Consider the following 26,760-nt stretch of genomic DNA (forward strand, 5'->3'; position numbering starts at 1 on the left):
CTCAGGGCGAGCGTACAACCGTCGACGGCAGGACCTCACATGCACACCCACGTCGTGGACACCTGGTGGTCGGACCTGCGGGCGATGGACCTGGACCTCTTGCCGCTCCTCGACCCGCTCGAGGCGTCCCGGGCCGCCGGCATCGCCCGGCCCGCGGACCTGGGGCGCTTCGTCGTCGGGGCCTGGCTGCTGCGGGTCGCGGTGGGGGCGGCGGCCGGGACCGACCCGCGCGCCGTGGTCGTCGACCGCACCTGCACCGACTGCGGCGGGCCGCACGGCCGGCCGATCGTCGACGGGGTGCACGTGAGCGTCGCGCACGCCGGGCCGCTCGTCCTCGTCGCCACCGCGCCCGTGCCGGTGGGCGTCGACGTCGAGTCCGGCTCCCGCGGAGGGGACATCGCCGCGTGGGTCGTGCAGGAGGCGACCTTCAAGGCCACGGGCGCACGCTCCCCGGCCGGCGTCCGGGTGGTCGGCCTGCAGCCGCCCCTGCCCGGCTACCACGCAGCGCTCGCGGTCGGTGGCGAGGCAGTCGCCGGCGACGCGGTGGACGTGCGCGCGCACGGGCCGGAGGAGTCGGCGCTCGCTCAGCGCCGGGCGAGGTAGACGTACTCGTGGTGCGTCGTCAGGCCGAGGCCGCGGTAGAGGTGCTGGGCGGGCTCGTTGCCCGGCTCGACCTGGAGGTAGGTCAGGCTCGCGCCGGCGTCGAGGGCCGCCCGGGCGGCGGCGACCGTGAGCCAGCGGCCGATGCCGCGACCGCGGCGCGAAGGGGGGACGTGCAGTCCGTGGAGACCCGCCCAGCCGTCGTCGAGCGAGACCCGCACGACCCCGGCCGGTCCGTCGGCGTCGCGCGCGGTGAGGAAGACCTGTCGTGGCGGCCGCGCGAGGACCGCGCGCGCCGCGTCGAGGTGGTCGCGCAGGCGGGGTGACCCGCCGGCGAACCAGTCCGCGTCCGGGTGGTCGCTCGTGCTGAGCGTGAGCCCGGCGGGTGCGGGCTCGACGCCCACCAGGGTCTGCGTCCGGCCGGTCAGGACGTCGGTCCGGTGGCCCTCGAGCCAGCCGCGCTCGAGGAGCAGCGCGCCGAGCGGGTCCTCCCTCGTCGCCAGGCCCGTCGGCCGGGGCAGCATGACGAGCGGCGTGAGGTCCCGCTCGCGGTACCAGTCCTCGACGGCGTCGACGGCCCGCGGCAGCGGCAGGCCGGGGTCGCCCGCGGGCAGGGTCGAGTTGGAGCGGCCCGTCCAGCCGGCGCCGGCGCGCAGGAGCCAGCCGACGCCCTTCGTCCCGAGCCACGACTCCTCGAGCCCCGGCTGGCCCTTGGTCATGACGAGGTGGAGGTCCTCGATGGTGACGGCGCGGTGCGGGGCGCCGCGGCGCCCGGGCCTGGGCGGGATGGCCCGGGCGGCGACGACGAGCTCGCGCCGGAGCGTCACCTCCCCGCGGCGGGTGGCGATGAGCACCCGGTCGTCGTCGAGCGAGAGGAGCTCGCCGACGGTGTCCGTGAGCGTGGGGCCGTGCTCGGGGACGGGGTCGATCCGGGTGCGGACCGCGACGCGCGTCCCTGTGGTGAGACCCACCATGAGATCGCTCATGGGGCGACATAGTATGTCGGGCATGACGTACGTGATCGCGCAGCCGTGTGTGGACCTCAAGGACAAGGCCTGCATCGAGGAGTGCCCCGTCGACTGCATCTACGAGGGCAAGCGCAGTCTCTACATCCACCCCGACGAGTGCGTCGACTGCGGCGCCTGCGAGCCGGTGTGCCCCGTCGAGGCCATCTACTACGAGGACGACACCCCCGAGGAGTGGGCCGACTTCTACAAGGCCAACGTCGAGTTCTTCGACGACCTCGGCAGCCCGGGTGGCGCGGCCAAGATGGGCATGATCGACAAGGACCACCCGATCGTCGCGGCGCTGCCTCCGCAGGAGCACTCCGAATGACGCAGCGTGAGGACTCGTGAAGTCCCTGCCCGACTTCCCCTGGGACTCGCTCGCTCCTGCCAAGGAGCGGGCGAGAGCCTTTTCCTCCGACGACCCCGCGCAGGGCGAGGGCATCGTCGACCTGTCGGTGGGCACGCCCGTCGACCCCACGCCGCAGGTCGTCCAGCAGGCCCTGCGCGACGCCGCCGACGCCCCCGGCTACCCCCAGACCTGGGGCACGCCCGACCTGCGTGAGGGCATCGCGGCCTGGTTCGAGCGACGCCGGGGCGCACCGGACGTCGACCCGGACGGGGTGCTGCCGACGGTCGGCTCCAAGGAGCTCGTCGCGTGGCTGCCGACCCTCCTCGGGCTGGGGCAGGGGGACGTCGTCGGCTTCCCCCGCGTCGCCTACCCCACGTACGACGTGGGCGCGCGGATCGCAGGGGCGACCCCCTTCGCCGCGGACGCCACGACAGCCTTCGGGCCCACGACGCCGGCCACCGCGCCCCGGCTGCTGTGGCTCAACTCCCCGAGCAACCCGACCGGCAAGGTCCTCGGCGTCGAGCACCTGGCCAAGGTCGTCGCGTGGGCCCGCGAGCGCGGGGTCGTCGTCGGCTCCGACGAGTGCTACGCCGAGCTCGACTGGCGCTCCGAGGCCGAGCGCGGGCAGTCCTACGCGCAGCTGCCGACGACGCCCAGCCTGCTCGACCCGCGCGTCACGGGCGGCTCCCACGAGGGGCTGCTCACCGTGTACTCGACCTCCAAGCAGTCCAACCTCGCGGGCTACCGGGCGGCCTTCGTCGCCGGCGACCCGATGCTGGTGCGCCAGCTCACCGAGGTGCGCAAGCACGCCGGCATGATCGTGCCCTGGCCCGTGCAGCGGGCCCTGCTCGCCGCGGTCCGCGACGACGAGCACGTGGCGCAGCAGCGGGAGCGCTACCGGGCCCGGCGCGCGGTCCTGCGGCCGGCGCTGGAGGCCGCCGGCCTGCGCATCGACGACTCCCAGGCCGGCCTCTACCTCTGGGCGACCGCTGGGGAGCCGAGCCGCACGACCGTCGACCGGCTCGCGGCGCGCGGGATCCTCGTCGCCCCCGGCGACTTCTACGGCGCCGCCGGCGCCGAGCACGTGCGCGTGGCCCTCTCCGCGAGCGACGAGCGCATCGCCGCCGCCGCGGCGCGGCTCTCCGCCTGACCCCGCACCCGCGTGGTGGCGCGTGCCGTCGCTGGGGTAGTTTCGGACGTGAAACCGCATGCCCGGGGCCATCGCCTCCGCGGCACGGCACGACCGAAGGGCAGATACCTCATGACCGCTGATGCCACCTTCTCCGCCGCGGGCAAGGACCTGACGTTCCCGCTCGTCGAGGCCTCCGAGGGCAACGACGGCTACAACATCTCCAGCCTGCTCAAGGAGACCGGCAACGTCACCCTCGACGTGGGGTTCGTCAACACCGCCTCCTGCAAGAGCGACATCACCTACATCGACGGCGACGCCGGCATCCTGCGCTACCGCGGGTACCCGATCGACCAGCTCGCCGCGTCCTCCACCTTCGTCGAGGTCGCCTACCTGCTGATCTACGGCGAGCTGCCGACGGCCGACCAGCTGGGTGCCTTCGAGGAGCGCATCTCGCGCCACACGATGCTCCACGAGGACCTCAAGGCCTTCTTCAACGGCTTCCCGCGCGACGCGCACCCGATGCCGGTCCTGTCCTCCGCGGTCTCCGCGCTGGGCACCTTCTACCAGGACAGCCTCGACCCCTTCGACCCCGAGCAGGTCGAGATCTCCACGATCCGCCTCCTCGCGAAGCTGCCGACGATCGCCGCGTACGCGCACAAGAAGAGCGTCGGGCAGCCCTTCCTGTACCCGGACAACTCGCTGAGCCTCACCGAGAACTTCCTGCGGATGACCTTCGGCTTCCCGGCAGAGCCCTACGAGCTCGACCCCGAGCTCGTGCGCGCGCTCGACCAGCTGTTCATCCTGCACGCCGACCACGAGCAGAACTGCTCGACCTCGACCGTGCGCCTCGTCGGCTCGGCCCACGCCAACCTCTTCAACTCCGTCTCCGCCGGCATCCACGCCCTCTCCGGGCCGCTGCACGGTGGCGCCAACCAAGCCGTCCTCGAGATGCTCCAGCAGATCCAGGCGGCCGACCACGGCGCCGAGGACTTCATGAAGAAGGTGAAGAACAAGGAGGACGGCGTCCGCCTCATGGGCTTCGGCCACCGGGTCTACAAGAGCTACGACCCGCGCGCGGCCATCGTCAAGGACACCGCGCACACCATCCTCGAGAAGATGGGCGGCAACGAGCAGCTCGAGATCGCCATGAAGCTCGAGGAGATCGCCCTCGCGGACGACTACTTCGTCGAGCGCAAGCTCTACCCGAACGTGGACTTCTACACCGGCCTGATCTACACGGCCATGGGCTTCCAGCCGAAGATGTTCACCGTCCTCTTCGCCATCGGCCGCCTCCCGGGCTGGATCGCCCAGTGGCGCGAGATGATCGAGGACAAGGACACCAAGATCGGCCGTCCGCGCCAGATCTACACCGGCCCCACCGAGCGCGACTACCTCGGCATCGACAAGCGCTGACCTGTGTCGACGGCCGTCGGCCCCCTTCGTCCTCGGGCGAAGGGGGCCGACGCGCGTGCGGACCCGCTCAGCCCTCGTGGAGGCGGACGACGACCCGCCCGGCGGGGACGGGCTCGTCGGCGTCCGACCACCCCATGGCGTCCTCGCCGGCACCTCGGGTCCACGTGCGGGCACCGACCTGCACGCTCACGACGTTGCGGGCCTTGGCCTGACCGACCGACCAGGCGCCGACCGCCCAGGCATGGCGCTCGTCGGTCGCGGCGATCGTGACCGTCCGGCCGTCGGCGGTGCCGCTCTGGCCGGTCTCCTCGGACAGGGCCCGGATGAAGGTGTCGGGACGCCCCGCGGCCGTCGGTCCGTCGAGGCGGCAGACGAAGCCCTCGGGGGAGTGGCCGCTCATCGCCGAGGCGATGGTGCGGCCCTCGTGCTCGTGGTCCGCGTAGGCGTGCGGGTACCCGCTGCGCTGGACCTCCTGGGCGATCTCGGTGATGACCATGCCCTCCCAGCCGTCGACCTTGACGAGCGCGTCGTAGAAGGCGTTGGTGGCGTACACCGGGTCCTGCAGCTGCTCCGGTGTGCCCCAGCCCTGGCTCGGCCGCTGCTGGAAGAGGCCGACCGAGTCACGGTCGCCGTAGGAGAGGTTGCGCAGCTTGCTCTCCTGGATCGCGGTCGCGACGCCGATCGTGCCGGCGCGCGCGGGCAGGCCGCGCTTGACGCCGAGCAGCACGATCGTGCTCGCGTGGTGCATCTGGTCCGGCGCGAAGCTCACGCTCTGCTCGAGCGCGGTCGCCCGGCACTGCTCACCGAGGAAGAGGCCGATCCGGTCCCGGGCGTACCAGGCGCCGACCCCGCCGAGCAGGGCGAGGACGCACACGGCCGCGACGACGACCGGCCACCGGGTGGCGCGGTCCTCGTCCAACGGCGGGTGCGCGGTCCGGGGCATCGTCAGTCGTTGGCGTGCAGCGCGTCGTTGAGCGCGATGCCGTGGCCCGTGCGGTCACGTGCCTCGACGGTGCCGGTGACCGAGTTGCGCACGAAGAGCAGGCCGTCGCGGCCGGAGAGCTCGGCGGCCTTGACGACCGAGCCGTCGGGCAGCGTGACCTTGGTACCCGCGGTGACGTACAGGCCGGCCTCGACGACGCAGTCGTCGCCGAGGGCGATGCCCACGCCGGCCTCGGCGCCGACGAGGCAGCGCTCGCCGATCGAGACGCGCTGGGTGCCGCCGCCGGAGAGGGTGCCCATCGTCGAGGCGCCGCCACCGATGTCGGAGCCGTCGCCGACGACGACGCCCTGGCTGATCCGCCCCTCGACCATCGAGGTGCCGAGCGTGCCGGCGTTGAAGTTGACGAAGCCCTCGTGCATGACGGTCGTGCCGGACGCGAGGTGCGCGCCGAGGCGGACCCGGTCGGCGTCGCCGATGCGCACGCCCGAGGGGGTGACGTAGTCGGTGAGCCGGGGGAACTTGTCGATGCTGCTCACCTGGACCGGGCCCCGCGTCCGCAGCCGGGCTCGGGTGGACTCGAAGCCCTCGACCGCGCACGGGCCGTGGTTGGTCCACACGACGTTGCTCAGCTGGCCGAAGAGACCGTCGAGGTTGATCGTGTTGGGCGCGACGAGCCGGTGCGAGAGCAGGTGCAGGCGCAGGTAGGCGTCGGACGCACCCTCGGGGGCGGCGTCGAGGTCGATGGCGACGGTGACGACCTCGGTGCGCACACCGCGGGCCTCGTCCTCGCCGACGAGGGCGAGCAGCTCTGGCGGGACCTGCGTCGCCTCCGGTGCCTCCCCGAGGACCGGCTCGGGGTACCACGTGTCGAGGATGGTGCCGTCGGTCGTCACGGTGGCCACTCCGTGGCCCCAGGCTGCGCGCGTCGTCGTCATGGCCGAATACTACGAAACCCTCACCGCGGCCGCCGCCAGGTCCACTCGGCCTCCTCACGCCCGTCGCCGAAGACCAGCCTGCGGTCGCTCTCGCGGTTCCAGGTGACCTCGCCGTGGGGAGGGAGCCGCCGGCCCTGGGCGTCGCGGGCCAAGAGCTCCACGGTGCCCCACGTCTCGTCGGGGTCCTCGCCGGGCCCCGGCTCGGTGCCGGTGCCGACCCGCACGATCGCCAGACGGAACCCGGCGTGCCGCAGCAGGCACTCGATCTTGTGCACGCTCAGACTGGCGCCGTGTCGCTCCGCTCGGTTGAGGCTCGGCTGGCTCCAGCCCAGGTCGTCGGCCAGCGCGCGCTGGCTCAGGCGCTGCAGCCGCCGGTGCCGTCGGCTGACGAGACCGATCCGGGCCCCGATGTCGAGTGCGGACCGTCGGGCCTGCAGGGCCTGCGTGCGCAGGGGCGACGTGCGGCCGGGCAGGTCTGGGTAGGACCGATCTCGAGGTGGAGGCAGCTCTGGCCACAGGAGGCAGTCAAGGCAGTCCTCGCACCCGCCCGGGCCGAGCTCGTCGCAGGTCGCGCACGGCACGGGGCAGATGACCTGGTCGCCGGAGTCATCGATGATCAGAGGGTCGTCGATGCGCTCTTCGTCCATGGCCCCATCGTGGGTCCGATGCCGAGCGCCGGACATCGCCGTCGTGGACCTGTGGGCAGCACATCGCCGGGGCCGGCCCTGTGGACGGCCACTGGTATCGAGGTTCTCCCGGCACTTCACCCCTGACTCGTGCTCTGGATCGCTGATCGGCCCCGGAGCTGGGTCGCCCGGACGCCGTGGTGTGGGCGCCACGTGATTCACAGGACGAGTCAGGACCGAAGGGACGGAGTCGGCCCCCGGGTGCCTAGGCTGGCGACCATGCCGAGCCTGGACCTCACCGCCGACGTCGTCACCCTCACCCAGCAGCTGTGCGACATCGAGTCCGTCAGCCACGACGAGGCCGCGATCGCCGACGCGATCGAGACGGCGCTGGCCCCCCTTCGTCATCTCGAGGTGATCCGCCGGGGCAACACCGTCATCGCACGCACCGAGCTCGGCCGTGACGAGCGGGTCGTGCTCGCCGGTCACATCGACACCGTGCCGCTGACGAGCGACCCGGCGAACCTGCCGACCCGGCGCGAGAGCGTCGGCGGTGTCGACGTCCTCTGGGGCCGCGGGACCGTGGACATGAAGGGCGGCGTCGCCGTCCAGCTCAAGGCCGCCCTCGTCGAGGAGCCGAGCCGCGACGTCACCTTCCTCTTCTACGAGGCCGAGGAGGTCGACGCGGTGTACAACGGCCTGCAGCTGCTCGCGGAGTCCGACCCGCAGCTGCTCTCCGCCGACTTCGCCGTCCTCCTCGAGCCGACCAACGCCATGGTCGAGGGAGGGTGCAAGGGAACCATGCGGGTCGAGGTCGTCACCAAGGGGATCGCCGCGCACTCGGCCCGCCCGTGGAACGGCCACAACGCGATCCACGACGCCCACGAGGTCCTCGCCGCGCTCGCCGCGCACGAGGAGCAGACCGTGAGCGTCGACGGCCTCGACTACCACGAGGCCCTGCAGGCGGTCGGGATCTCCGGTGGCATCGCCGGCAACGTCATCCCGGACTCGTGCAGCGTCCTGGTCAACTACCGCTTCTCGCCCGACAAGGACGCCGAGGCCGCGCTCGCCTACGTGCAGACCGTCCTGCCCGGGCGCGAGCTGCACCTGCGCGACGTCGCGGAGGGCGCGCGTCCCGGCCTCGACCTGCCGGCCGCGCAGGCCTTCGTCGCCGCGCTCGAGGTGCCCGTCGGGCCCAAGGAGGGCTGGACCGACGTCGCGCGGTTCAGCGCGCTCGGCATCCCGGCGGTCAACTTCGGGCCGGGCGACCCCAACCTCGCGCACCACGACGAGGAGCGCTGCCCGGTCGAGCAGATCACGACGGCGGAGGCGGCCGTGCTCCGCTGGCTCGCGTAGGGTCGCGACCGTGACGGATCAGGGGAAGCAGCCCGCCAGCGACCGGTGGTACCACAAGGGGCCCGTGGTCATGCGCGGCCGTCAGGTGCCCAAGTCGACGACCGACCAGAGGCTGCTGGACGACCGCGGTCATGCCGACTGGCTGCACACCGACCCCTGGCGCGTCATGCGCATCCAGGCCGAGTTCGTCGAGGGTTTCGGCGCGCTCGCCGAGCTCGGGCCGGCCGTGAGCATCTTCGGCAGCGCCCGCACTGCGCCGGGCTCCGAGGAGTACGCCCGGGGCGTCGAGCTCGGTCGCCTCGTGGCCGAGGCCGGCTACGCCGTCATCACCGGTGGCGGTCCCGGCGCCATGGAGGCCGCCAACCGGGGGGCCCGCGAGGCGGGCGGCACGAGCGTGGGCCTGGGCATCGAGCTGCCCTTCGAGGCCGGTCTGAACCCCTACTGCGACCTCGGCATCAACTTCCGCTACTTCTTCGCCCGCAAGACGATGTTCGTCAAGTACAGCGAGGGCTTCGTCGTGCTCCCGGGCGGCTTCGGCACCCTCGACGAGGTCTTCGAGGCCGTGACGCTCGCGCAGACGGGCAAGGTGACGAGCTTTCCGATCATCCTCGTCGGCAGCGGGTACTGGGGCGGGCTCATCGACTGGCTGCGCGGCTCCGTCCTCGACGGGGGCATGATCAGCGCCGAGGACATCGACCGCCTCCACGTGACCGACGACCTCGCCGAGGCCGTCGAGTACCTCGTGCGCGAGTCCGCCCGGGTACGTCCCGAGCCGGCGAAGCAGCCGGAGTAGCCGTGGTCTGGATCTTCTTCATCCTCGTCGCGCTCCTCGTCGTCGTCGCCCTCGCGGCCGTCGTCACGGGTCGCTTCACCCCGGACCCGATGGCCGAGCCGGTCCGCTCGACCCCGCACCACGGTCTGCCGTCGGACCCGGTCTCCGCGCCCGACATCGACCTCGTCCGTTTCGACACGGCACTGCGGGGTTACCGGATGGACCAGGTGGACGACGTCCTGGACCGGCTCCAGCAGCGCCTCGCCGAGCTCGAGGACGTCCAGCGCCGTCATGACGACCCGCCCCGCGACTGACCCCGCCACCACGGGCGAAGGGGGCGCCCCCCGCCCCGCCCGGTGGCGCACCTCCGCGGGCCGCTCCGAGCTGGCCCGGGTCGCCCTGGCCCACCCGGTCCGCTCGCTGCTCGTCATCTACGCCCTGAGCCGGGCCGTCGCGCTGCTCGGCATCTGGGTCGCGGCGAGCTACTACCAGTCGCCCGCCGGCGTCGGCCACCTCGACCCGGGCCTGGCCGACATGTTCCGCCTGTGGGACACCGAGTGGTACCGACGGATCGTCACCGACGGCTACCCGATCCCGCTGCCGGCCGACCCGGAGACGGGCTCGATCACCTACAGCGCCTGGGCCTTCTTCCCGCTCTTCCCGGCGCTCGTGCGCCTGGTCATGCTCACGGGACTGGGCTTCACCGCGTCGGCCGTCGTGCTCAACCTCGCTCTCGGCGCCGCCGCGACGGTGCTGGTGTGGAAGGTCCTGAGCTTCCCCGGGCACGCCGCGAGCCAGCCGGCCCGCGAACGGCTCGCCTTCGTCGCGACCGCCCTCTGGTGCTTCTACCCGGCCACGGGCGTCATGCTCCTGCCGTACACCGAGGCCCTCGCGGCCGCGCTCATCGCCGGCGCCCTCCTCATGCTCATGCGCGGCCGCTACCTCACCGTGGCCGCCATCGCCCTGCTGCTCGGCTTCACCCGCGGCGTCGCCGCGCCGCTCGGGCTCGCGGTCCTCGCCCACCTGTGGCTGCGCTGGCGCGAGGACCGGGAGAGCGGCTCGGCCCCCTTCGCCCACGACCGCACCCGGATCGCGGTCATGGTGCTGGCGACCGGGATCTCCGGCGTCGCCTGGCCGCTCACGGTCGGGTACCTGTCGGGGCTGCCGGACGCCTTCTTCCAGGTGCAGGCCGCGTGGGGGCAGCGCCCGGACCAGGGCCCCTTCGTCCTCTGGTTCAGCTGGGCCTGGGAGCAGCGTGGGCTCCTCGCGGTGATCGTCATGGTCGCGCTCGTCGGGACGTACCTCGCGCTCGTCGTCGGTCGCCACGGCGCGTGGATCCCGATCGAGGTGCGGATGTGGGCGCTCGTCTACCCGCTCTACCTCTTCGCGGTCGTGCGGCCGATCACGAGCATGTGGCGCTTCCTCCTGCTGGACTTCCCCCTCGCCGCCCTGCTCGCCTCGGTGGTCGTGCGCACCTCGTCCGGCGGCCGGGTCGTGCGGCACTGGCGCCGCCGGGCCGCGCTGGTCGTCGTGGTGCTCGCGGCCGGTGTCCTCGCCTGGTCCAGCGGTCTGCTGCCGTACGTGCCGTGGCACGTCACCCCGCCGTGACCCGTGGCGGGCCGCGGTGTGCTGCAAGGGACCTGATTAGGAGCCCGGCAGCCCACAGGTGGATAATGGCGCTCAGCGTCGACGCGAGGGCGTCGTCCGGTCGGGGTGAGGCTCCGACCGGTGGAGATCGAAGGGAACGCACATGGCGGCAATGAAGCCACGCACGGGGGACGGTCCTCTCGAGGTCGTCAAGGAGGGCCGCGGGATCGTCCTGCGCATGCCGCTCGAGGGCGGTGGCCGGCTCGTCGTCGAGATGAAGCCGGACGAGGTGCTCGCCCTCGGCGAGGCCATCGACAACTGCGAGGGCCTGCAGAAGTAGTCCCGACGAGGAGCCCCCGGGCGTCGAGCGCCCGGGGGCTCCCGCATGCCCGGGTGGGTAGGGTCGGGGGGTGCCCGAGACCGATCTGCTGTCCCCGCCCACGACCGACCTGACGACCGCGCCGGACCTCGCCGCAGCGCTCGCCGACGCCACGGGCGAAGGGGGGATCGACCTCCTCGTCGTCGACGCGGCCCACCTGTCCGCCCTCGCCGACGCGGGCGTCGCGCTGCCGGACGGCGCAGCGGGCCTGCTCGTCGACGCCGACGACCTCGTCGAGCTCACCCGACCGGACGCCTCGCGCTCCATCGCCCGGGTGGCCGGGGTGACGACCCCCGCGGACCGGGACGCGCTGCGACGCCTGGGTGCCCGCACCGGGCGGGCCGGTGCCGACCTCGGCCGGGTCGTCGTCGCGGTCGCCGCCGACGACCTGCGCCCGCTGGTCGAGGGCCTCGTCCTCGGCGGGTACCGCTCCGCCAGACGGGGACCGGAGGGACCCGTGCCGGGCCTGCAGCCCGCGGCCGCGACGGTGCTCGTCACCGACGGCGCCGCGCTCGACGTCGACCATGTCGTGGCCGTGACCTCCGCGAGCCTCGTCGCGCGCAACCTCGCCAACACGCCGTCCAACCTCAAGGACCCGCAGTGGATGGTCGAGCGGGCCCGTGAGGTGGCCGAGCGGCGTGGCCTCGAGATCGAGGTGTGGGACGAACAGCGGCTCGCCGCAGAGGGTTTCGGCGGCCTGCTGGCCGTGGGCGGCGGCTCGGTGCGTCCGCCGCGCCTGGTGCGCCTCACCCACGGGGCGAAGGGGGAGTCGCCGCACGTCGTCCTCGTCGGCAAGGGCATCACGTTCGACACCGGTGGCATCAACGTCAAGCCCGCTGCGGGCATGGTCTCGATGCGCACCGACATGTCCGGCTCGGCGGTCGTCCTGTCGGTCATCGACGCGGTCGCCCGCCTCGACCTGCCGGTGCACCTGAGCGTCCTGCTGCCCTTGGCGGAGAACGCCTTCGGTGAGACCTCCTACCGGCCGAGCGATGTCATCGCCCCGTACGGCGGGCGCCGCACGGTCGAGGTGACCAACACCGACGCCGAGGGCCGCATCGTGCTGGCCGACGCGCTCGCCTACGCGGACGATCACCTCGAGCCCGACGTGCTCGTCGACGTCGCGACGCTCACCGGCGCGGCGCGCGTGGCGCTTGCGCGGAGCATGGCCGCCCTCTTCACCCCGGACGACGCGCTCGCCGAGGAGCTGTCGGTCGCCGGCGCGGCGACCGGCGAACCGTACTGGCGACTGCCGCTGCACGAGGAGTACCGCGCGTACCTGCGCAGCGACGTCGCCGACCTCGACAACGCGCCGGGCAAGGTCGGTGCGGTCACCGCGGCCCTCTTCCTCCAGGAGTTCGTGGGGGAGCGCCGCTGGGCCCACCTCGACATCGCCGGTCCCGGGCGTTCGGATGATGACACGGGCCTGCTGAGCGTCGGCGCCACTGGTTACGGTGCCCGGACACTGTTGACCTGGCTGGAGCAGCCTGAGGGGATCTGATGAACGCTGGATACGGACTCGCCGTGCGCTGGTCGCTGACCGAGGCGCCCGGTGACGTCGCCGAGCAGCTGCGGGAGTATGTCGTCGGGACCTCGATGGCCAGCTTCATGTTCCTCGACGGGCTGGCCTTCAAGACCTGGCGCATGCGCGAGGGCGAGTGGTTCGAGGGCACCTACGTCTTCGACGCCGCCAAGGACCGCGACGACTTCTGCGCGGAGTTCACGGCCACCGCCCGGGACTCGGCCGGCACCAGGATCATCGGCTCCGCGCCGATCGAGATCACGCCCTTCGAGGTCGTGGCCATCGCGGAGGGCCCGGCCCAGTTCCGCCGCGGGCCCGGCCCCGGCAGCGTCTGAGCCGTCAGCCCGCGCGCTTGACGGCCGTCAGCAGGCCGTCGCCCACCGGCAGCAGGCTGACGACGAGCCGGTCGTCGTCGCGCAGCTGCTTGCCGAGGTCCCGCAGCAGCACCGTCGTCGCGTCCCGGGCGGCCGGGTCGGCCACCTTGTCGTGCCAGAGCATGTTGTCCATCGCGAGGACCCCGCCGGGGCGCAGCAGCCGCACGGCGTGCTCGACGTAGGCCGGGTAGCCCTCCTTGTCGGCGTCGATGTGCACGAGGTCGTAGGACGCGTCGTTCATCCGCGGCAGCACGTCGAGCGCACGGCCGGTGATGACGCGGGTGCGGTGCGCGGCGTAGCCGGCGGCGGTGAAGGAGCGCTTGGCCCGCATGACGTGCTCGGGCTCGATCTCGATCGAGGTGAGCACCCCGTCCTCGGGCATCCCGTCGAGGAGCCACAGACCGGACGTGCCCGCGCCGGTCCCGATCTCGACCACGTGCCGCGCCCCGGACGCGGCCGCGAGGAGGCGAAGGGCGGCGCCCCCGCCCGTGCCGATCGGCACCGCGCCGAGCTCGGTCCCCGTGCGACGGGCGGACTCGAGGGTCTCGTCCTCGGGGACGAACTGCTCGGCATAGGCAAGGCTGGTGAGCTGGGCAGCGGTCATGGGAGTCCACCCTAGTCGCGGACGACGTCACAGACTTCCTTCAGGTTGGGCGCCCAGAGTGGTGTGGGTGACCAGCGAAGCGACCGCCAGCACCGCGCCCGCGCCCGTCGAGGGATGGGTCCCGCCGACGTGGGGCGAGGTGGTCGAGCAGCACAGCGAGCGGGTCTACCGCCTCGCGTACCGCCTCACCGGCGACGTCCACGACGCCGAGGACCTCACCCACGACGTCTTCCTCCGGGTCTTCCGCTCGCTTGACGGCTACACACCCGGCACCTTCGAGGGCTGGCTGCACCGCATCACGACCAACCTCTTCCTCGACAAGGCCCGGCGCAAGCAGCGCATCCGCTTCGACGCCCTGACCGACGAGTTCGCGGCCCGGCTCCACAGCGGCACGGCCAGCCCCGAGCAGATCGTGCTCGCCCACCACCTCGACGGCGACGTGCAGCGCGCCCTGGACGCCCTGCCGCCGCAGTTCCGCGCCGCGGTCGTGCTGTGCGACATCGAGGGGCTGACCTACGACGAGGTCGCCGAGGCGCTCGACATCAAGCTCGGCACCGTCCGCTCCCGCATCCACCGCGGCCGCGCCCTGCTGCGGGAGAGCCTCGAGCACCGCGCCCCGAAGCCCACGACGCGGACCGAGAGCCGTCGTCGTGGCGGGTCCGGCTTCCCGATGGCCCGACCGGTCACCGGGACCCTGTGACGCCCCCTTCGTCCGACAAGGCACAATCAAGGCCATGAGCTCTCCGCAGCCCGGCGAGGAGCCGCGTCCCGACGGCCAGCCTCCCACCGAACCCGTGCCGGTCGCCGGCGCGGGGGAGCCGGGGCCCCGCACGCAGCCCGTCGAGCCGGGTCCGTACCTGCCGTACGAGAGCTTCGCGTCCCATCAGCAGCCCGCGCCGGCCCCGTTCGCGTCCCCGCAGCAGGCGCCCGCAACCCCTCGCCGCGGACCCGGCTGGGGTGGCGCGCTCGCGATGACTGCGGCAGCCGCGCTGCTCGCCGGCGGCGTCGGGGGCATCGGCGGCGGACTCGTCGCGGCTGAGGGCGGCGGTGGACCGACGATCGTCACGCGCGGGGACGACCCGACCCGACGCGCCGACGGCTCGGTTGCCGACATCGCGGCCGACGCGGTGCCGAGCGTCGCGACCGTGCGCGTCAGCGGTGCGGGCGGCGGCGGGACCGGCTCGGGCTGGGTCTACGACGACCGCGGGCACGTCGTCACCAACAACCACGTCGTCGCTGCGGCCGGCGACTCCGGCAAGGTGAGCATCGAGCTGCCCGACGGCAGCCGCCGGGCGGCCGAGGTGGTCGGTCGCGACAGCTCCTACGACCTGGCCGTCCTCGAGGTCGACCCCGACGGGCTGGAGGCCCTCGAGATCGGCACATCCGAGGACGTGGTCGTCGGCGACGAGGTCGTCGCCGTGGGCTCCCCGCTGGGTCTGGGGTCGACGGTCACCGCCGGCATCGTCTCCGCGCTCGAGCGGCCGGTGACCGCGGGGGAGGCGGGGGACGAGTCCTTCATCTCCGCGATCCAGACCGACGCCGCGATCAACCCCGGCAACTCCGGCGGGCCGCTCCTGGACGACCGGGGACATGTCATCGGGGTGAACACCGCCATCGCCCAGGTGCCCGGCCAGCAGCAGGCCACCGGGTCGATCGGCGTCGGTTTCGCGATCCCCTCCGACGTCGTCGTGCGCACCGTCGACCAGCTGATCGCGACCGGCAGGGCCGAGCACCCGATCATCGGGGTCAGCCTCGACCGTCGCTACACGGGCCAGGGGGCCAAGGTCCTCGAGGACGCCGACGTCGACTCCGGCGCGGCCGTCGTCCCCGACGGGCCCGCCGACCGCGCGGGCATCGAGCCGGGCGACGTCATCACCGAGCTTGACGGTCGCCGCATCACGGACCTCGAGCAGCTGATCGTGCGGATCAGGGCCAAGGCCGTCGGCGACGAGGTCACCCTCAAGGTCCTCAGGGACGGCTCCGAGCAGGAGCTGTCGATGACGCTCGAAGCCGCGAAGGAGAACTAGCGATGCCCGTGCACGGGACCGAGTTCCTCGTCCTCATCCTGCTCGCCTTCATCATCCTCGGACCCAAGCAGCTGCCGGAGTACGCGGCCAAGCTGGCCCGCCTCGTCGTCAGGGCCCGGCGCATGGCCAACGACGCCAAGGTCCAGCTCAAGGAGCAGATGGGGCCCGAGTACGAGGACCTCGACTGGCGCCAGTACGACCCGCGCCAGTACGACCCCCGACGCATCGTCAAGCAGGCCCTCCTCGAGCCGCTCGACGACGCCTTCTCGACCCGCGACGCCTTCTCGGTCGACGACGAGCCCGCGGCGACCGCCGAACCGCGCGCGGGGCTGGCCGCGCCCCTCGCCACCGGCACCCCCTGGGACCGCGACGCGACCTGATCGACCGTTCGTCTGCATTCCCCTAGGGCAATGCAGGGTTCTCGACCGTTCGTCTGCATTCCCCTAGGGCAATGCAGAGGGAAGGGGGCGAGGAGACCCGGTCTCCTCGCCCCCTTCGTCGTGCTGCCGGGTGTCAGCGACCCATCGGGGTCAGGCCGAGGCTGCGGCCGGCGAGGCCGCGGGAGCGGGTCGCCAGACCGCGGGCGATCCCGCGCAGCGCCACCGCCGCGGGGCCGTCGGGGTTGGACAGCACGGCCGGCTCGCCGTTGTCGGAGCCCTCGCGCAGCGAGACGTCGAGGGGGATCTGGCCGAGGAGGGGGACGTCGGCGCCGACGGTCCGGGTCAGCGAGTCGGCGACGGCCTGGCCGCCACCGGAGCCGAAGAGCTCCTGGCGCGAGCCGTCGGGCAGCTCGAGCCAGGACATGTTCTCGATGACGCCGACGAGGCGCTGGTGGGTCTGCATGGCGATGGACCCGGCGCGCTCGGCGACCTCGGCGGCGGCCTGCTGCGGGGTCGTCACGACGAGGATCTCGCTGTTGGGGATGAGCTGCGCGATCGAGATGGCGATGTCACCCGTGCCCGGCGGCAGGTCGAGCAGGAGGACGTCGAGGTCGCCCCAGAAGACGTCGCCGAGGAACTGCTGCAGCGCGCGGTGCAGCATCGGGCCGCGCCAGACGACCGGCTGGTTGCCGGGGACGAACATGCCGATCGAGATGACCTTCACGTCCGAGGCGATGGGCGGCAGGATCATGTCGTCGACCTGCGTCGGCGCGTGCGTCACGCCGAGCATGCGCGGGATGGAGAACCCGTAGATGTCCGCATCGACGACACCCACCTTGAGGCCCTCGGCGGCGAGCGCGGCGGCGAGGTTGGCGGTGATCGAGGACTTGCCGACGCCGCCCTTGCCGGAGGCGATCGCGTAGACGCGCGTCAGCGAGCCGGGCTTGGCGAAGGGGATCTCCTTCTCCGCCTGGCCACCGCGCAGGTGGGTCTTGAGCTCGCCACGCTGCTCGTCGTTCATCACCCCGAGCGTGACCTTGACGTCGGTGACGCCCTCGATGGCGGCGAGCGCCGTGGTCGTGTCGGTCGTCAGGGTGTCCTTCATCGGGCACCCGGAGACGGTCAGCAGGATGGTCGCGGAGGCGAGGCCGTCGGCGTCGACCGCGGCCGTCTCGACCATGCCGAGCTCGGTGATCGGGCGACGGATCTCGGGGTCGATGACGGTGCTCAGCGCGTCGCGCAGCTGCTCGTCGGTGATCGTGGGGTGGGTCGAGGCCATTGGCCCATGGTAGATCGGCCGTGGCACGGCTCCGAATGCGGTACCCCGCCGGGTGTGCGCCGCGCTCAGCGCTCGCGCGGGGAGTCGAGCCGTCCGTCCGGGCCGTCGTCATGTCGCTCGACGCCCTTGCGCTCCAGCTCCTCTAGCAGGTCGCGCAGCTCGCCGCGGATGAAGTCGCGGGTCGCGGCGTCGCGGAGGGCGATGCGCAGGGCCGCGACCTCGCGCGTCAGGTACTCGGTGTCGGCGAGCGCCCGCTCGGCCTGCACCCGGTCCTGCTCCAGCGCCACCCGGTCGCGGTCGTCCTGCCGGTTCTGCGCGAGGAGGATCAGCGGCGCCGCGTAGGAGGCCTGGAGCGACAGGATGAGCGTGAGCAGCGTGTAGTTGAGCGCCCGGGGGTCGAACTGCGCGGCCTGCGGGGCGAAGGTGTTCCAGGCCAGCCAGACGACGACGAAGAGCGACATCCAGATGAGGAAGCGCGGCGTGCCCATGAACCGCGCGAACTTCTCCGAGATGACGCCGAAGGACTCGCTCGAGAAGGCCGACGGTCGCTGGATGAGCCGGCGCCGCACCTCCTGCGGGGTGTCGACGCGGCTCTGGCGGCGCTCGTTGCGCTCAGTCATCGGTCACCTCGTGCCGCTCCTCACGCCAGTCGTCGGGGAGGATGTGGTCGAGGACGTCGTCGACCGTCACCGCGCCGAGCAGGTGCTCGCCCTCGTCCACGACGGGCGCCGAGATGAGGTTGTACGTCGCGAGCGTGCGGGTCACCTGACCGAGCGGGGCCTCGGGGCGAAGGGGGTCGATCGCCTTGTCGAGGTAGCGCCCGATGCTCTCGTGGGGCGGCTCGCGCAGCAGGCGCTGGATGTGGATCATGCCGAGGTACTTGCCGGTCGGCGTCTCGAGCGGGGGGCGGCAGACGTACACGGTCGCCGCCAGCGCCGCGGTGGTCTCCTCGCGTCGCACGACGGCGAGCGCCTCGGCGACGGTGTCCTCGGGCGCGAGCACGACCGGCTCGGTCGTCATGAGACCACCGGCGGTGTTCTCGTCGTAGCTGAGCAGGCGCCGCAGCGGCTCGGCGTCGTCGGGCTGCATGAGCTGCAGCAGCGTCTCCATGCGCTCCGGCGGCAGGACCGAGAGCAGGTCCGCCGCGTCGTCGGGGTCCATGGCCTCGAGGACGTCCGCGGCGCGGGACTGGGTGAGCAGCCGGAGGATCTCGGCCTGGTCGTCGTCGCCCATCTCCTGCAGGACGTCGGCGAGCCGGTCGTTGTCGAGCGCGGCGATGACCGCCTCGCGCCGCTCGGGCGCCAGGTCGGCGATGACCTCGGCGAGGTCGGCGACCTTGAGGTCCTCCACCGACTCCAGGAGCTTGACGGCCGAGTGCTCCGCGGCGCTCACCGACGCGGACAGGCCGGTGACGTCCTCGACCGGCACGGTGAAGGTCTCGCCACGACGGCGCACGAGCAGCCCCCGGCGGGCCTGCCGACCGGCCCGCACGAAGACCTTGGTGACCGACCAGCTGCGGCTCGCCGACTGCTCGACACCGATGTCCTCGACCGTCGCCTCGACCTCGCCGTCGTCGGTGCGCACCGTGACCGGCCGCTCGAGCAGGTCGGCGAGCACGAGGGTCTCGGTGGCCCGCTGCTCGAAGCGGCGCATGTTGACCAGGCCGGTCGTGATGACCTGGCCGCCCTCGACGGAGGTCACCCGGGTCATGGGCACGAAGACGCGCCGGCGACCGGGCACCTCGACGACGAGGCCGATGACCCTGGGTCGGCGCGAGGGGGAGAAGCTGACGACGACGTCGCGCACCCGGCCGACCTGGTCACCGAGGGGGTCGAAGACGTTGAGGCTCGCCAGTCGCGCGACGTAGAAACGGGTGGGAGCACTCACGACCCACAGCCTAACGGCGCGTCCCGCGCCCGCCCGTCAGCCGCGACGCGCGCCGCGACCGCCGAGGTGCCACGGTCGGCGCACCCGCGTGGCGGCCTCGCCGGCGGTGACGGGAGCGGCGGCGCGACCCCCTTCGCCCGGCTGGCCGGGGGCCTGCACCGGGGCGCCGAAGGGGGAGAGGAGCCACACCGTGGACGCCTCCCGCCAGCGGTCGAGCAGGTCGGCCGGGGCGTTGAGGCGCTCACCGAGGAGGGCGGTCGTCGCGGGCTCCCACCACGGGTTGTCGGGCGGGAGGGTCTGCGCGCGGGCGCGCAGCGTGAGCAGGCGGCCGCCGTCGCCCTTGCTGCGCAGGACGACCTCGACCTGCTCCGGGATCGGGCCGAGGTCGGCCTCGGCGCCGCCGGAGACGAGCAGGACGTGACCGTCGAGGTCGTCGGACCCCGTCGCGAACCACGTCAGGCGCTCGCCGCCGGCGAGGCGCAGCCAGAGGACGCCGGACTTCGACAGCGCCTCGGTCGTGAGCGCGGAGAGGTTGACCTCGGACATGCCCCACACCCTAGGCGCGTCCGGGTGACGTGCGTCATGAACCGCGGCCCGGGTGCGCTGCTAGGTTGCGCGGGATCCCCCTTCGCCACCCTGAGAGGACTCGAGCCAGCCCATGCGCAGCGCCAAGGACTTCTTCGCCCCCCTCGCCGTCGGGGCGCCCGCCCCGGTCCGCGAGGTCCCGGCGCGACCCAGCCGGATGATCCACTTCTTCGACCCGAGCAACGAGAAGATGGCCGCCAAGATCCCGGCCATGGTCGGCGTCTCGGATGTGCTCCTCGGCAACCTCGAGGACGCCGTCGTCGCGGAGAAGAAGGAGGCGGCCCGCCTCGGTCTCGTGAGGATCGCCCGGGACACCGACTTCGGCGAGCACACGCAGCTGTGGACCCGCGTCAACTCCCTCGACAGCCCGTGGGTCCTCGACGACCTCACGACGCTCGTCACCGAGATCGGCGACAAGCTCGACGTCATCATGGTCCCCAAGGTCCAGGGCCCCGAGGACATCCACTACGTCGACCGTCTCCTCGCGCAGCTCGAGGCGAAGGGGGGCGTCCAGCGCCCGATCCTCGTCCACGCGATCCTCGAGACCGCGCGCGGCGTCGCCAACGTCGAGGCGATCGCGGGCGCGAGCCCGCGCATGCAGGGCATCTCGCTCGGTCCGGCCGACCTCGCCGCCGACCGCCGGATGAAGACCACCCGCGTCGGTGGCGGCCACCCCGGCTACCTCGTCCGCCAGGACCCGACGCGTGGTGACGACGGGACGCCCGACTACCAGGGCCAGCGCGCCGTCTTCCAGCAGGACCTGTGGCACTACACGATCGCGCGGATGGTCGACGCCTGCGCGACGCACGGGATCTTCCCCTTCTACGGCCCCTTCGGCGACATCAAGGACGTCGTGGCCTGCGAGGACCAGTTCCGCAACGCCTTTCTCCTCGGCTGCGTCGGCGCGTGGAGCCTGCACCCGGTGCAGATCGACATCGCCAAGAAGGTCTTCAGCCCCTCCGCGGAGGACGTCGCGCACGCACGCCGGGTCAAGGAGGCCATGCCGAGCGGCGGCGGCGCCGTGATGCTCGACGGCAAGATGGAGGACGACGCCAGCTACAAGCAGTGCATGGTGATCCTCGAGCTCGCCGAGCGACTGTCCGCCAACGACCCGGAGCTCGCGAAGCTCTACGCGGAGGCCTGAGCCGTGGCCGACAGCGCCTACACCCCCCGCCGCTCGGTCCTCTACATGCCGAGCTCCAACGCCCGCGCGCTGGACAAGGCCAAGACCCTGCCCGTCGACGCGCTGATCCTCGACCTGGAGGACGCGGTCGGTCCCGACGACAAGCCGGCCGCGCGCGAGGCCGCCTGCGCCGCGGTGCAGTCCGGTGAGTACGGCGACCGGGAGCTGACGATCCGGGTCAACGGGATCGGTACCCAGTGGCACGACGAGGACATCGCCGCCGCGTCGAAGGCCGGCCCGCACGGCATCGTCGTGCCCAAGGTCGACAGCGCGGACCAGGTGCGACAGCTCGTCGCCGCGATGGAGGCCGCCGGCGCCCCCGAGCACACCAAGCTCTGGGCGATGATCGAGACCCCCGCGGCCATCTTCAACGCCCGCGAGATCGCGCACGCCTCGGACCGCCTCGTCGCCTTCGTCCTCGGCACCAACGACCTGGTCAAGGAGCTGCAGGCGGCGCACGTGCCCGGGCGCACGCCCCTGGTCACCTCGCTGTCGCTGGCGCTGCTCGCCGGTCGCGAGGCCGGCATCGCCGTCCTCGACGGCGTGTACAACGCGGTCAAGGACATCGAGGGCTTCACCGCGGAGTGCGAGCAGGGCCGCGACATGGGCTTCGACGGCAAGACGCTGATCCACCCCGGTCAGGTCGAGGTCTGCAATGCCACCTTCGCGCCGAGCCAGGAGGCCGTCGAGGAGGCGCAGGGCATCCTGCAGGCCTGGGAGGACGGCGCCGGCTCCGGTGTCGTGACCTTCAACGGCAAGATGATCGAGAACCTGCACGTCGACATCGCCCACCGCGTCCTCGCGACGCACGAGGCCATCGTCGCCCGCGGCTGATCCTGCGACGGGTCCGTCACGGCTCGGACACGACACGCGCTCGCCGGTGTGGAAACCCTGTGGTTCCCACGCCGGCGAGCGCTATGTTTTCCTCCACCACCGCGCAACCGAGCGGACGTCCCGGGCGTCTGAGCCGGTACCAGCGCCCACTTCATCCAGGGGGAAACCATGGACAGCATCTCGCTCGATCGCCGCGACCTCTTCCGCGCCGCTGCCGCCACCGCCGTCGCCGGCGGGCTCGTCGTCACCGCCGGGGAGGACGCCCGCGCCGCTCGGCCCAGGACGCTGCGCCAGGGTGACACCGGCTGGTGGGTCCAGAACATCCAGCGACGCCTGCTCGCCGCGCGCTTCTGGCTGCGCCGGGCGAACGGCGCCTTCGACGACACGACCCAGCAGGCCGTCATGGCCCTGCAGAAGGCGCACGGCCTGAGCCGTGACGGCATCGTCGGCCCCGACACGTGGGCGGCGATCTACAACCCGAGGACCCCCCGCCCGCGCACCCGCTCGGCCTGGGAGATCGACAAGACCCGCCAGCTGCAGATCGTCGCCCGCTGGGGCTGGGCCCAGTGGGTCTTCAACACGAGCACCGGCAACGGCGAGCGCTACTGGTCCTCCGCCTCCGGCCGCTACCTCTACGCGACCACGCCGTCGGGTACCTTCCGCTTCTACCGTCGGGTCAACGGCATGCGCATCGCCCCGCTCGGCGAGCTGTGGCGCCCGATCTACTTCAACGGCGGCATCGCCATCCATGGGTCCCCGTCCATCCCGGGCTACCCGGCCTCGCACGGCTGTGCCCGCCTGAGCAACCGCGCCATCAACTACATCTGGTGGAAGAACCTCGCCCCGAACGGGCGCGTGGTCAAGGTCTACTGACCCCGCACGGGCGAAGGGGGGAGAGCCGCGACTCTCCCCCCTTCGTCGTCCTCGGGGGCGGCGACCGACGTGGCCCAGCCCACCATGGACACCACGGCGTCCCGGGCGAGGTGCTGGGATACTGGCGCAGATCCCTGTTCCCCCGACGCAACGAGGTAGCACGCGCATGTCACGACTGCAGACGACCGACGGACTGACCGAGGAGCAGGTCGACCTGCTGGGCCTGGTCAAGGAGTTCGTCGACGAGCAGATCATCCCGGTGGCCCAGGAGCTGGAGCACGCCGACGAGTACCCGCAGAAGATCGTCGACCAGATGAAGGAGATGGGGATCTTCGGCCTGATGATCCCCGAGGAGTTCGGTGGCCTCGGCGAGTCCCTGCTGACCTACGCGCTGTGCGTCGAGGAGATCGCGCGCGGCTGGATGCCCGTCTCCGGCATCATCAACACCCACTTCATCGTGGCGTACATGATCCTCAAGCACGGCACCGAGGAGCAGAAGCAGCACTACCTGCCCAAGATGGCCACCGGCGAGATCCGCGGCGCCTTCTCGATGAGCGAGCCGGGCCTGGGGTCCGACGTCGCCGGCATCAAGACCAAGGCCGTGCCGGGCGAGGGTGACGAGTGGACCATCACCGGCCAGAAGATGTGGCTGACCAACGGCTCCACGGCCAACCTCGTCGCGGTGCTCGTCAAGACCGACCTCGGTCACGACGGTGCGCACAAGAACATGACGACCTTCCTCATCGACAAGACCGAGGGCTTCGGCGAGACCGCCCAGGGCGTCACCGTCCCCGGCAAGATCGAGAAGATGGGCTACAAGGGCGTCGACACGACCGAGCTCATCCTCGAGGGCCACAAGACCTCGACCGGCCAGATCCTCGGTGGCGAGCCGGGCAAGGGCTTCTACCAGATGATGGACGGCGTCGAGGTCGGCCGCGTCAACGTCGCCGCCCGCGCCTGCGGCCTGGCGATGCGCGCCTTCGAGCTCGGTGTCGCCTACGCGCAGCAGCGCGAGACCTTCGGCAAGAAGATCGTCGACCACCAGGCGATCCTCTTCCGCATCGCCGACATGGCGAGCAAGGTCGAGGCCGCGCACCAGCTGATGGTCAAGGCCGCCCGCCTGAAGGACAAGGGCGAGCGCAACGACCTCGAGGCCGGCATCGCCAAGTACATGGCGGCCGAGTACTGCGCCGACGTCGTGGGCCAGTCCTTCCGCATCCACGGTGGCTTCGGGTACTCCAAGGAGTACGAGATCGAGCGGATCTACCGTGAGGCCCCGATGCTGCTCATCGGTGAGGGCACCGCCGAGATCCAGAAGATGATCATCGGCAAGAGCATCCTCAAGGACTACCCCGTCAAGGGCTGAGTCCGCACGCCCAACGGCCGGTCACCCCTCAGGGTGGCCGGCCGTGACGCGTCTCAGGCGATCGGGCCAGCCGCCCGCGTCCATCCCTCCGGCGATCACGGCGCCGGGGGAGGCAGCAGCTGCGGGCCGGTCATGCCTCGACACCCTGCCAGACCCCCTTCGTCCCGTCGTGGGCCATTATGCCGCCGCGCGCCGGGGTGGGACAATCGGGGCATGAGCACCCAGCCGCAGATGTCCGCCCTCCTCGAGAACCAGCTCGGCCTCGACTACCCGATGTCGCTGGGGACGTACGACAGCTACCGCGAGGCGCAGCGGGCCGTCGACTACCTGGCCGACAACGAGTTCCCGGTGCAGGACGTCATGATCGTCGGCACCGACCTGAAGCAGGTCGAGCGCGTGCGCGGGCGGCTCACATCGGGCAAGGTCGTGCTCGGCGGCGTCCTCTCCGGCATCTGGATCGGTGTCTTCGTCGGCCTGATCTTCGCGATGTTCGAAGGGGGCGAAGGCCTCCTCGTGCGCATGCTCTCGACGATGGCCATGGGCGCCGTCTTCGGGGCCGTGTGGGCGTGGCTGGGGTACCGCTCGACAGGTGGCCAGCGGGACTTCACCTCGGTCAGCCAGGTCGTCGCCTCCCGCTACGAGGTGCTCACCGAGCACAAGCACGCGCACGCCGGCCGCGAGCTGATGACGAAGCTGGACCCGATGCGCGCCGCGCAGGAGCAGCTGCGCCGCAACCAGGAGCAGGCGCGCGCCGAGCACGAGCGACAGCAGCAGCGCGGGGGTACCGACCCGGTGGCCTGACCCGTTAGCGTCAGTGCCATGAGCACGCAGCCCGAACTGGCCGTCCTCGACGAAGACACCTTCGACTCCGTCCTGTGCGTCGTCGCGCATCCCGACGACATCGAGTACGGCACCGCCGCCGCGGTCGCCAGGTGGACGGCGGCGGGCAAGCGGGTGCGCTACTTCCTCCTGACCCGCGGTGAGGCGGGCATCGACACCATGGACCCGGTCGACGCCGCCCCCGCGCGCGCCGACGAGGAGCGCGCGAGCGCCGCGGTCGTCGGCGTCGAGCAGGTCGAGTTCGGCGACCACCAGGACGGGGTTGTCGAGTACGGTCTGCCGCTGCGCCGCGACATCGCCGCGGCGATCCGGCGCGCCCGGCCCGACCTCGTCATCGGCACGACCTTCGACATCGCCTTCGCCGGCGGGTTCCTCAACCAGGCCGACCACCGCGCGGTCGGTCTCGCGACCGTCGACGCCGTCGCCGATGCCGGCAACCGCTGGATCTTCCCCGAGCTCGTCGCCGACGGGCTCGAGCCGTGGAACGTCAAGATGCTCGCGATCGGCGGCAGCCAGCGGCCCACCCACTACGTCGACGTCACCGGCCACCTCGACGACGCGATCGAGTCCCTCGAGGAGCACCGTCTCTACAACTCGGCGCTGCCCGACGAGTTCCCCAAGCCGCCCGAGCTGCTCGGCCGCATCCTCGGCGGTGGTGGCCAGGCCGTGGCCGACCCCGCGGTCGAGCACGCCCTCCTGCTCGAGGTCTACCCGAGGTAGCGGAACCCGTGCTCCCCGCGCTGCGTCCAAGGACCATGACGAAGGGAGCGACGGTGCGAGGTGTCGTGTGGGCGGGTGCGGTCGCCCGGGTCCGGACACGGGGCTGCGGCACCGACCTGCTGGCGGCTTGGAGGTCCGGCCGGTGGGAGGGGGTGACGCGATGAACGGGATGGGGACCGGGCGGGCGCTGCTGCTCGGCGCCGTGATCGCCGCGGGACTGGCCGTCGTCGTCCCGGCCGGGTCGCGAGGGGACCCATCGCCCGTGCCGCTCACGTGCCCGGCGGCGTACACGGGCGATGAGCACGTGCCGAGCGGGTGGACGGGGCTGCTCGGACGCACGGGTGACCCGGACCTGCCGAGGGTCCACGGCCCGTCGGGCTTCGACCCCCACGACGCGCTGGCCCCGCGCCGCCCGCCGACCCGGGTGCTGGTCTGCAGCTACGCAGCCGGCCCCAACAGCGACATCACCCCGGCACCCAACCCGCTGACGAGCACGTGGGAGGTGCCGGACGGGCTCGCCCAGGTGGCCACGGACCTCTCGTCGGTCCACGCGGAGGATGCGGAAGGGTGCACCGACGCCGGCGGCGACGTCACCCGGCAGCTCGTCGGTCTCGAGTACGACGAGACCGCGGTGTGGGTCTCCGTGACCGACGAGCCCAACGGGTGCATCCTGGCCTCCAACGGCAGCTTCCGCGGCAGGGGCGGGATCGGGCACCTCGTTGCGGAGGCGGTCGACCACCGGGCCTGGGTGCAGCCGACGCACGGACGCCGCCGGGTGTGCGGCGAGCCCATCGCCGACGGTCGGGACGAAGGGCGGACCGCACTCGTCCCCGGGACGCCGAGCCGGGTGGCGATCTGTCGGTCCGACGACGAGGCTGCCGGGACCTTCGGCGTCCAGAGCGGGCTGCGGGCGCAGCTGCTGACGGAGCTCGCCACGCTCGACACCCGACCTGCCTCGGGCGAGGTCCCTGACTGTGGCGAGGGCTCACGGCAGTACGACCTCGTGCTGCGGTACGGCCGCGGCGCCGACGTGGTGATCCGGGCGAGCATCGGGTGCGACCGCGACGAGGTGGGCAACGGTGACCTCGTGGCGACGGCGACCCCCGAGCTCGCTGCGCTGCTGAAGACCGCGACCACGCACCCGTGAGGCGGGGCAGATGACCGTCTGGGCAGGAGGCGGGCATGCC

Annotated in this window: 30 protein-coding genes; 21 read left to right on the forward strand and 9 right to left on the reverse strand. The window is 72.3% G+C overall.

The genetic code is table 11. The annotated features are described in order from the left end of the window. The first annotated feature begins 39 nt into the window (after window positions 1-39). The gene (locus V3C34_RS06345) at window positions 40-603 is read left to right on the forward strand and encodes a hypothetical protein (protein ID WP_346008331.1); all 564 of its coding nucleotides are present in this window, start codon (window positions 40-42) and stop codon (window positions 601-603) included. Here the strand turns inward: V3C34_RS06345 and V3C34_RS06350 are convergent. Then, window positions 585-1,586: a GNAT family N-acetyltransferase gene (locus V3C34_RS06350; protein ID WP_346008332.1), complete on the reverse strand. Its 1,002-nt coding sequence runs from the start codon at window positions 1,584-1,586 to the stop codon at window positions 585-587. The genes V3C34_RS06345 and V3C34_RS06350 overlap by 19 nt on opposite strands. Window positions 1,587-1,608: 22 nt before the next feature. On the opposite strand from V3C34_RS06350, the gene fdxA reads away from it, so the two are divergent. The 3 genes from fdxA (at window position 1,609) to V3C34_RS06365 (ending at window position 4,501) form a co-directional block, all read left to right on the forward strand. Next, window positions 1,609-1,935, forward strand: a complete 327-nt coding sequence (gene fdxA / locus V3C34_RS06355; protein WP_068262057.1) for a ferredoxin — start codon at window positions 1,609-1,611, stop codon at window positions 1,933-1,935. Window positions 1,936-1,951: 16 nt separating this feature from the next. Continuing rightward, a complete protein-coding gene (gene dapC, locus V3C34_RS06360; protein ID WP_346008333.1) occupies window positions 1,952-3,106 on the forward strand; it encodes a succinyldiaminopimelate transaminase in 1,155 nt (384 codons plus the stop codon). 111 nt (window positions 3,107-3,217) lie between these two features. Beyond that, the gene (locus V3C34_RS06365; protein WP_068325750.1) at window positions 3,218-4,501 is read left to right on the forward strand and encodes a citrate synthase; all 1,284 of its coding nucleotides are present in this window, start codon (window positions 3,218-3,220) and stop codon (window positions 4,499-4,501) included. Between the two features lie 67 nt (window positions 4,502-4,568). On the opposite strand, the gene V3C34_RS06370 is transcribed toward V3C34_RS06365, so the two are convergent. From V3C34_RS06370 to V3C34_RS06380, 3 genes are read right to left on the reverse strand one after another with little or no spacing between them, the layout of a single operon-like run. Further along, window positions 4,569-5,444, reverse strand: coding sequence for a hypothetical protein (locus V3C34_RS06370; protein WP_346008334.1), 876 nt, complete (start codon window positions 5,442-5,444; stop codon window positions 4,569-4,571). Between the two features lie 2 nt (window positions 5,445-5,446). Then, entirely contained in the window at window positions 5,447-6,379 is a 933-nt protein-coding gene (gene dapD, locus V3C34_RS06375) for a 2,3,4,5-tetrahydropyridine-2,6-dicarboxylate N-succinyltransferase (RefSeq protein ID WP_346008335.1), read from the reverse strand. Window positions 6,380-6,399: 20 nt separating this feature from the next. After that, a complete protein-coding gene (locus tag V3C34_RS06380) occupies window positions 6,400-7,026 on the reverse strand; it encodes a helix-turn-helix transcriptional regulator (protein ID WP_346008336.1) in 627 nt (208 codons plus the stop codon). Window positions 7,027-7,284: 258 nt separating this feature from the next. Between V3C34_RS06380 and dapE the strand changes: the two genes are divergently transcribed. From dapE to V3C34_RS06415, 7 genes are all read left to right on the forward strand, one after another. Continuing rightward, window positions 7,285-8,361: a succinyl-diaminopimelate desuccinylase gene (gene dapE, locus V3C34_RS06385; RefSeq protein WP_346008337.1), complete on the forward strand. Its 1,077-nt coding sequence runs from the start codon at window positions 7,285-7,287 to the stop codon at window positions 8,359-8,361. 10 nt (window positions 8,362-8,371) lie between these two features. Then, window positions 8,372-9,154, forward strand: a complete 783-nt coding sequence (locus V3C34_RS06390; RefSeq protein ID WP_346008338.1) for a TIGR00730 family Rossman fold protein — start codon at window positions 8,372-8,374, stop codon at window positions 9,152-9,154. A gap of 2 nt (window positions 9,155-9,156) precedes the next feature. After that, window positions 9,157-9,447, forward strand: coding sequence for a DivIVA domain-containing protein (locus tag V3C34_RS06395; RefSeq protein ID WP_068325737.1), 291 nt, complete (start codon window positions 9,157-9,159; stop codon window positions 9,445-9,447). Then, window positions 9,425-10,741: a hypothetical protein gene (locus V3C34_RS06400; protein WP_338538588.1), complete on the forward strand. Its 1,317-nt coding sequence runs from the start codon at window positions 9,425-9,427 to the stop codon at window positions 10,739-10,741. The genes V3C34_RS06395 and V3C34_RS06400 overlap by 23 nt, the downstream gene beginning before the upstream one ends. A gap of 142 nt (window positions 10,742-10,883) precedes the next feature. After that, window positions 10,884-11,060, forward strand: coding sequence for a DUF3117 domain-containing protein (locus V3C34_RS06405; protein WP_007923758.1), 177 nt, complete (start codon window positions 10,884-10,886; stop codon window positions 11,058-11,060). A gap of 70 nt (window positions 11,061-11,130) precedes the next feature. Beyond that, entirely contained in the window at window positions 11,131-12,600 is a 1,470-nt protein-coding gene (locus V3C34_RS06410) for a leucyl aminopeptidase family protein (protein ID WP_346008339.1), read from the forward strand. Beyond that, window positions 12,600-12,956 carry a hypothetical protein gene (locus tag V3C34_RS06415; protein ID WP_346008340.1) on the forward strand — a complete coding sequence of 119 codons (357 nt, stop codon included), beginning with the start codon at window positions 12,600-12,602 and terminating at the stop codon, window positions 12,954-12,956. The genes V3C34_RS06410 and V3C34_RS06415 overlap by 1 nt, the downstream gene beginning before the upstream one ends. A 4-nt stretch (window positions 12,957-12,960) precedes the next feature. On the opposite strand, the gene V3C34_RS06420 is transcribed toward V3C34_RS06415, so the two are convergent. Beyond that, window positions 12,961-13,599 (reverse strand): O-methyltransferase, encoded by a 639-nt coding sequence (locus V3C34_RS06420; protein ID WP_338538587.1) that lies wholly within the window; start codon window positions 13,597-13,599, stop codon window positions 12,961-12,963. A 67-nt stretch (window positions 13,600-13,666) separates the two neighbouring features. Here V3C34_RS06420 and sigE point away from each other — a divergent pair, with 67 nt between their 5' ends. Genes sigE through V3C34_RS06435 form a run of 3 tightly spaced genes read left to right on the forward strand, consistent with a single transcriptional unit; the run spans window position 13,667 to window position 16,006 of the window. Then, window positions 13,667-14,299 (forward strand): RNA polymerase sigma factor SigE, encoded by a 633-nt coding sequence (gene sigE, locus V3C34_RS06425; protein ID WP_338538586.1) that lies wholly within the window; start codon window positions 13,667-13,669, stop codon window positions 14,297-14,299. Between the two features lie 34 nt (window positions 14,300-14,333). Continuing rightward, complete coding sequence (locus V3C34_RS06430; protein ID WP_346008341.1) at window positions 14,334-15,626, forward strand: S1C family serine protease; 1,293 nt, start codon at window positions 14,334-14,336, stop codon at window positions 15,624-15,626. 2 nt (window positions 15,627-15,628) lie between these two features. Next, entirely contained in the window at window positions 15,629-16,006 is a 378-nt protein-coding gene (locus tag V3C34_RS06435; RefSeq protein ID WP_338538584.1) for a hypothetical protein, read from the forward strand. Window positions 16,007-16,139: 133 nt separating this feature from the next. Here the strand turns inward: V3C34_RS06435 and V3C34_RS06440 are convergent, their stop codons facing one another. From V3C34_RS06440 to V3C34_RS06455, 4 genes are all read right to left on the reverse strand, one after another. Further along, window positions 16,140-17,285, reverse strand: a complete 1,146-nt coding sequence (locus V3C34_RS06440; RefSeq protein ID WP_346008342.1) for an Mrp/NBP35 family ATP-binding protein — start codon at window positions 17,283-17,285, stop codon at window positions 16,140-16,142. 65 nt (window positions 17,286-17,350) lie between these two features. Then, window positions 17,351-17,905, reverse strand: coding sequence for a DUF1003 domain-containing protein (locus V3C34_RS06445; protein ID WP_068422916.1), 555 nt, complete (start codon window positions 17,903-17,905; stop codon window positions 17,351-17,353). Next, a complete protein-coding gene (locus tag V3C34_RS06450; protein ID WP_068422913.1) occupies window positions 17,898-19,172 on the reverse strand; it encodes a magnesium transporter MgtE N-terminal domain-containing protein in 1,275 nt (424 codons plus the stop codon). Before V3C34_RS06450 ends, V3C34_RS06445 begins: the two co-directional genes overlap by 8 nt. 36 nt (window positions 19,173-19,208) lie before the next feature. Then, window positions 19,209-19,718 (reverse strand): hypothetical protein, encoded by a 510-nt coding sequence (locus V3C34_RS06455; RefSeq protein WP_346008343.1) that lies wholly within the window; start codon window positions 19,716-19,718, stop codon window positions 19,209-19,211. Window positions 19,719-19,830: 112 nt separating this feature from the next. Here V3C34_RS06455 and V3C34_RS06460 point away from each other — a divergent pair, with 112 nt between their 5' ends. The 7 genes from V3C34_RS06460 to V3C34_RS06490 all read left to right on the forward strand — a co-directional run bounded on the left by V3C34_RS06460 (window position 19,831) and on the right by V3C34_RS06490 (window position 26,720). Then, window positions 19,831-20,901, forward strand: coding sequence for an HpcH/HpaI aldolase/citrate lyase family protein (locus V3C34_RS06460; protein ID WP_068325717.1), 1,071 nt, complete (start codon window positions 19,831-19,833; stop codon window positions 20,899-20,901). 3 nt (window positions 20,902-20,904) lie between these two features. Beyond that, on the forward strand, window positions 20,905-21,774 hold the full coding sequence (locus V3C34_RS06465; protein WP_346008344.1) for a CoA ester lyase: 870 nt from the start codon (window positions 20,905-20,907) through the stop codon (window positions 21,772-21,774). A gap of 168 nt (window positions 21,775-21,942) precedes the next feature. Then, window positions 21,943-22,647 (forward strand): L,D-transpeptidase family protein, encoded by a 705-nt coding sequence (locus V3C34_RS06470; protein ID WP_068325715.1) that lies wholly within the window; start codon window positions 21,943-21,945, stop codon window positions 22,645-22,647. Window positions 22,648-22,813: 166 nt separating this feature from the next. After that, the gene (locus V3C34_RS06475) at window positions 22,814-24,013 is read left to right on the forward strand and encodes an acyl-CoA dehydrogenase family protein (protein ID WP_068325713.1); all 1,200 of its coding nucleotides are present in this window, start codon (window positions 22,814-22,816) and stop codon (window positions 24,011-24,013) included. A 213-nt stretch (window positions 24,014-24,226) separates the two neighbouring features. Next, window positions 24,227-24,814 (forward strand): general stress protein, encoded by a 588-nt coding sequence (locus V3C34_RS06480; protein WP_345913108.1) that lies wholly within the window; start codon window positions 24,227-24,229, stop codon window positions 24,812-24,814. Window positions 24,815-24,832: 18 nt separating this feature from the next. Continuing rightward, window positions 24,833-25,573: a PIG-L deacetylase family protein gene (locus V3C34_RS06485; protein WP_068422896.1), complete on the forward strand. Its 741-nt coding sequence runs from the start codon at window positions 24,833-24,835 to the stop codon at window positions 25,571-25,573. Between the two features lie 160 nt (window positions 25,574-25,733). Next, window positions 25,734-26,720, forward strand: a complete 987-nt coding sequence (locus V3C34_RS06490; RefSeq protein WP_346008345.1) for a hypothetical protein — start codon at window positions 25,734-25,736, stop codon at window positions 26,718-26,720. Window positions 26,721-26,760: the final 40 nt, after the last annotated feature.

The sequence above is a fragment of the Janibacter terrae genome, from assembly GCF_039636765.1.
Classification (GTDB): Bacteria; Actinomycetota; Actinomycetes; order Actinomycetales; family Dermatophilaceae; genus Janibacter; species Janibacter terrae.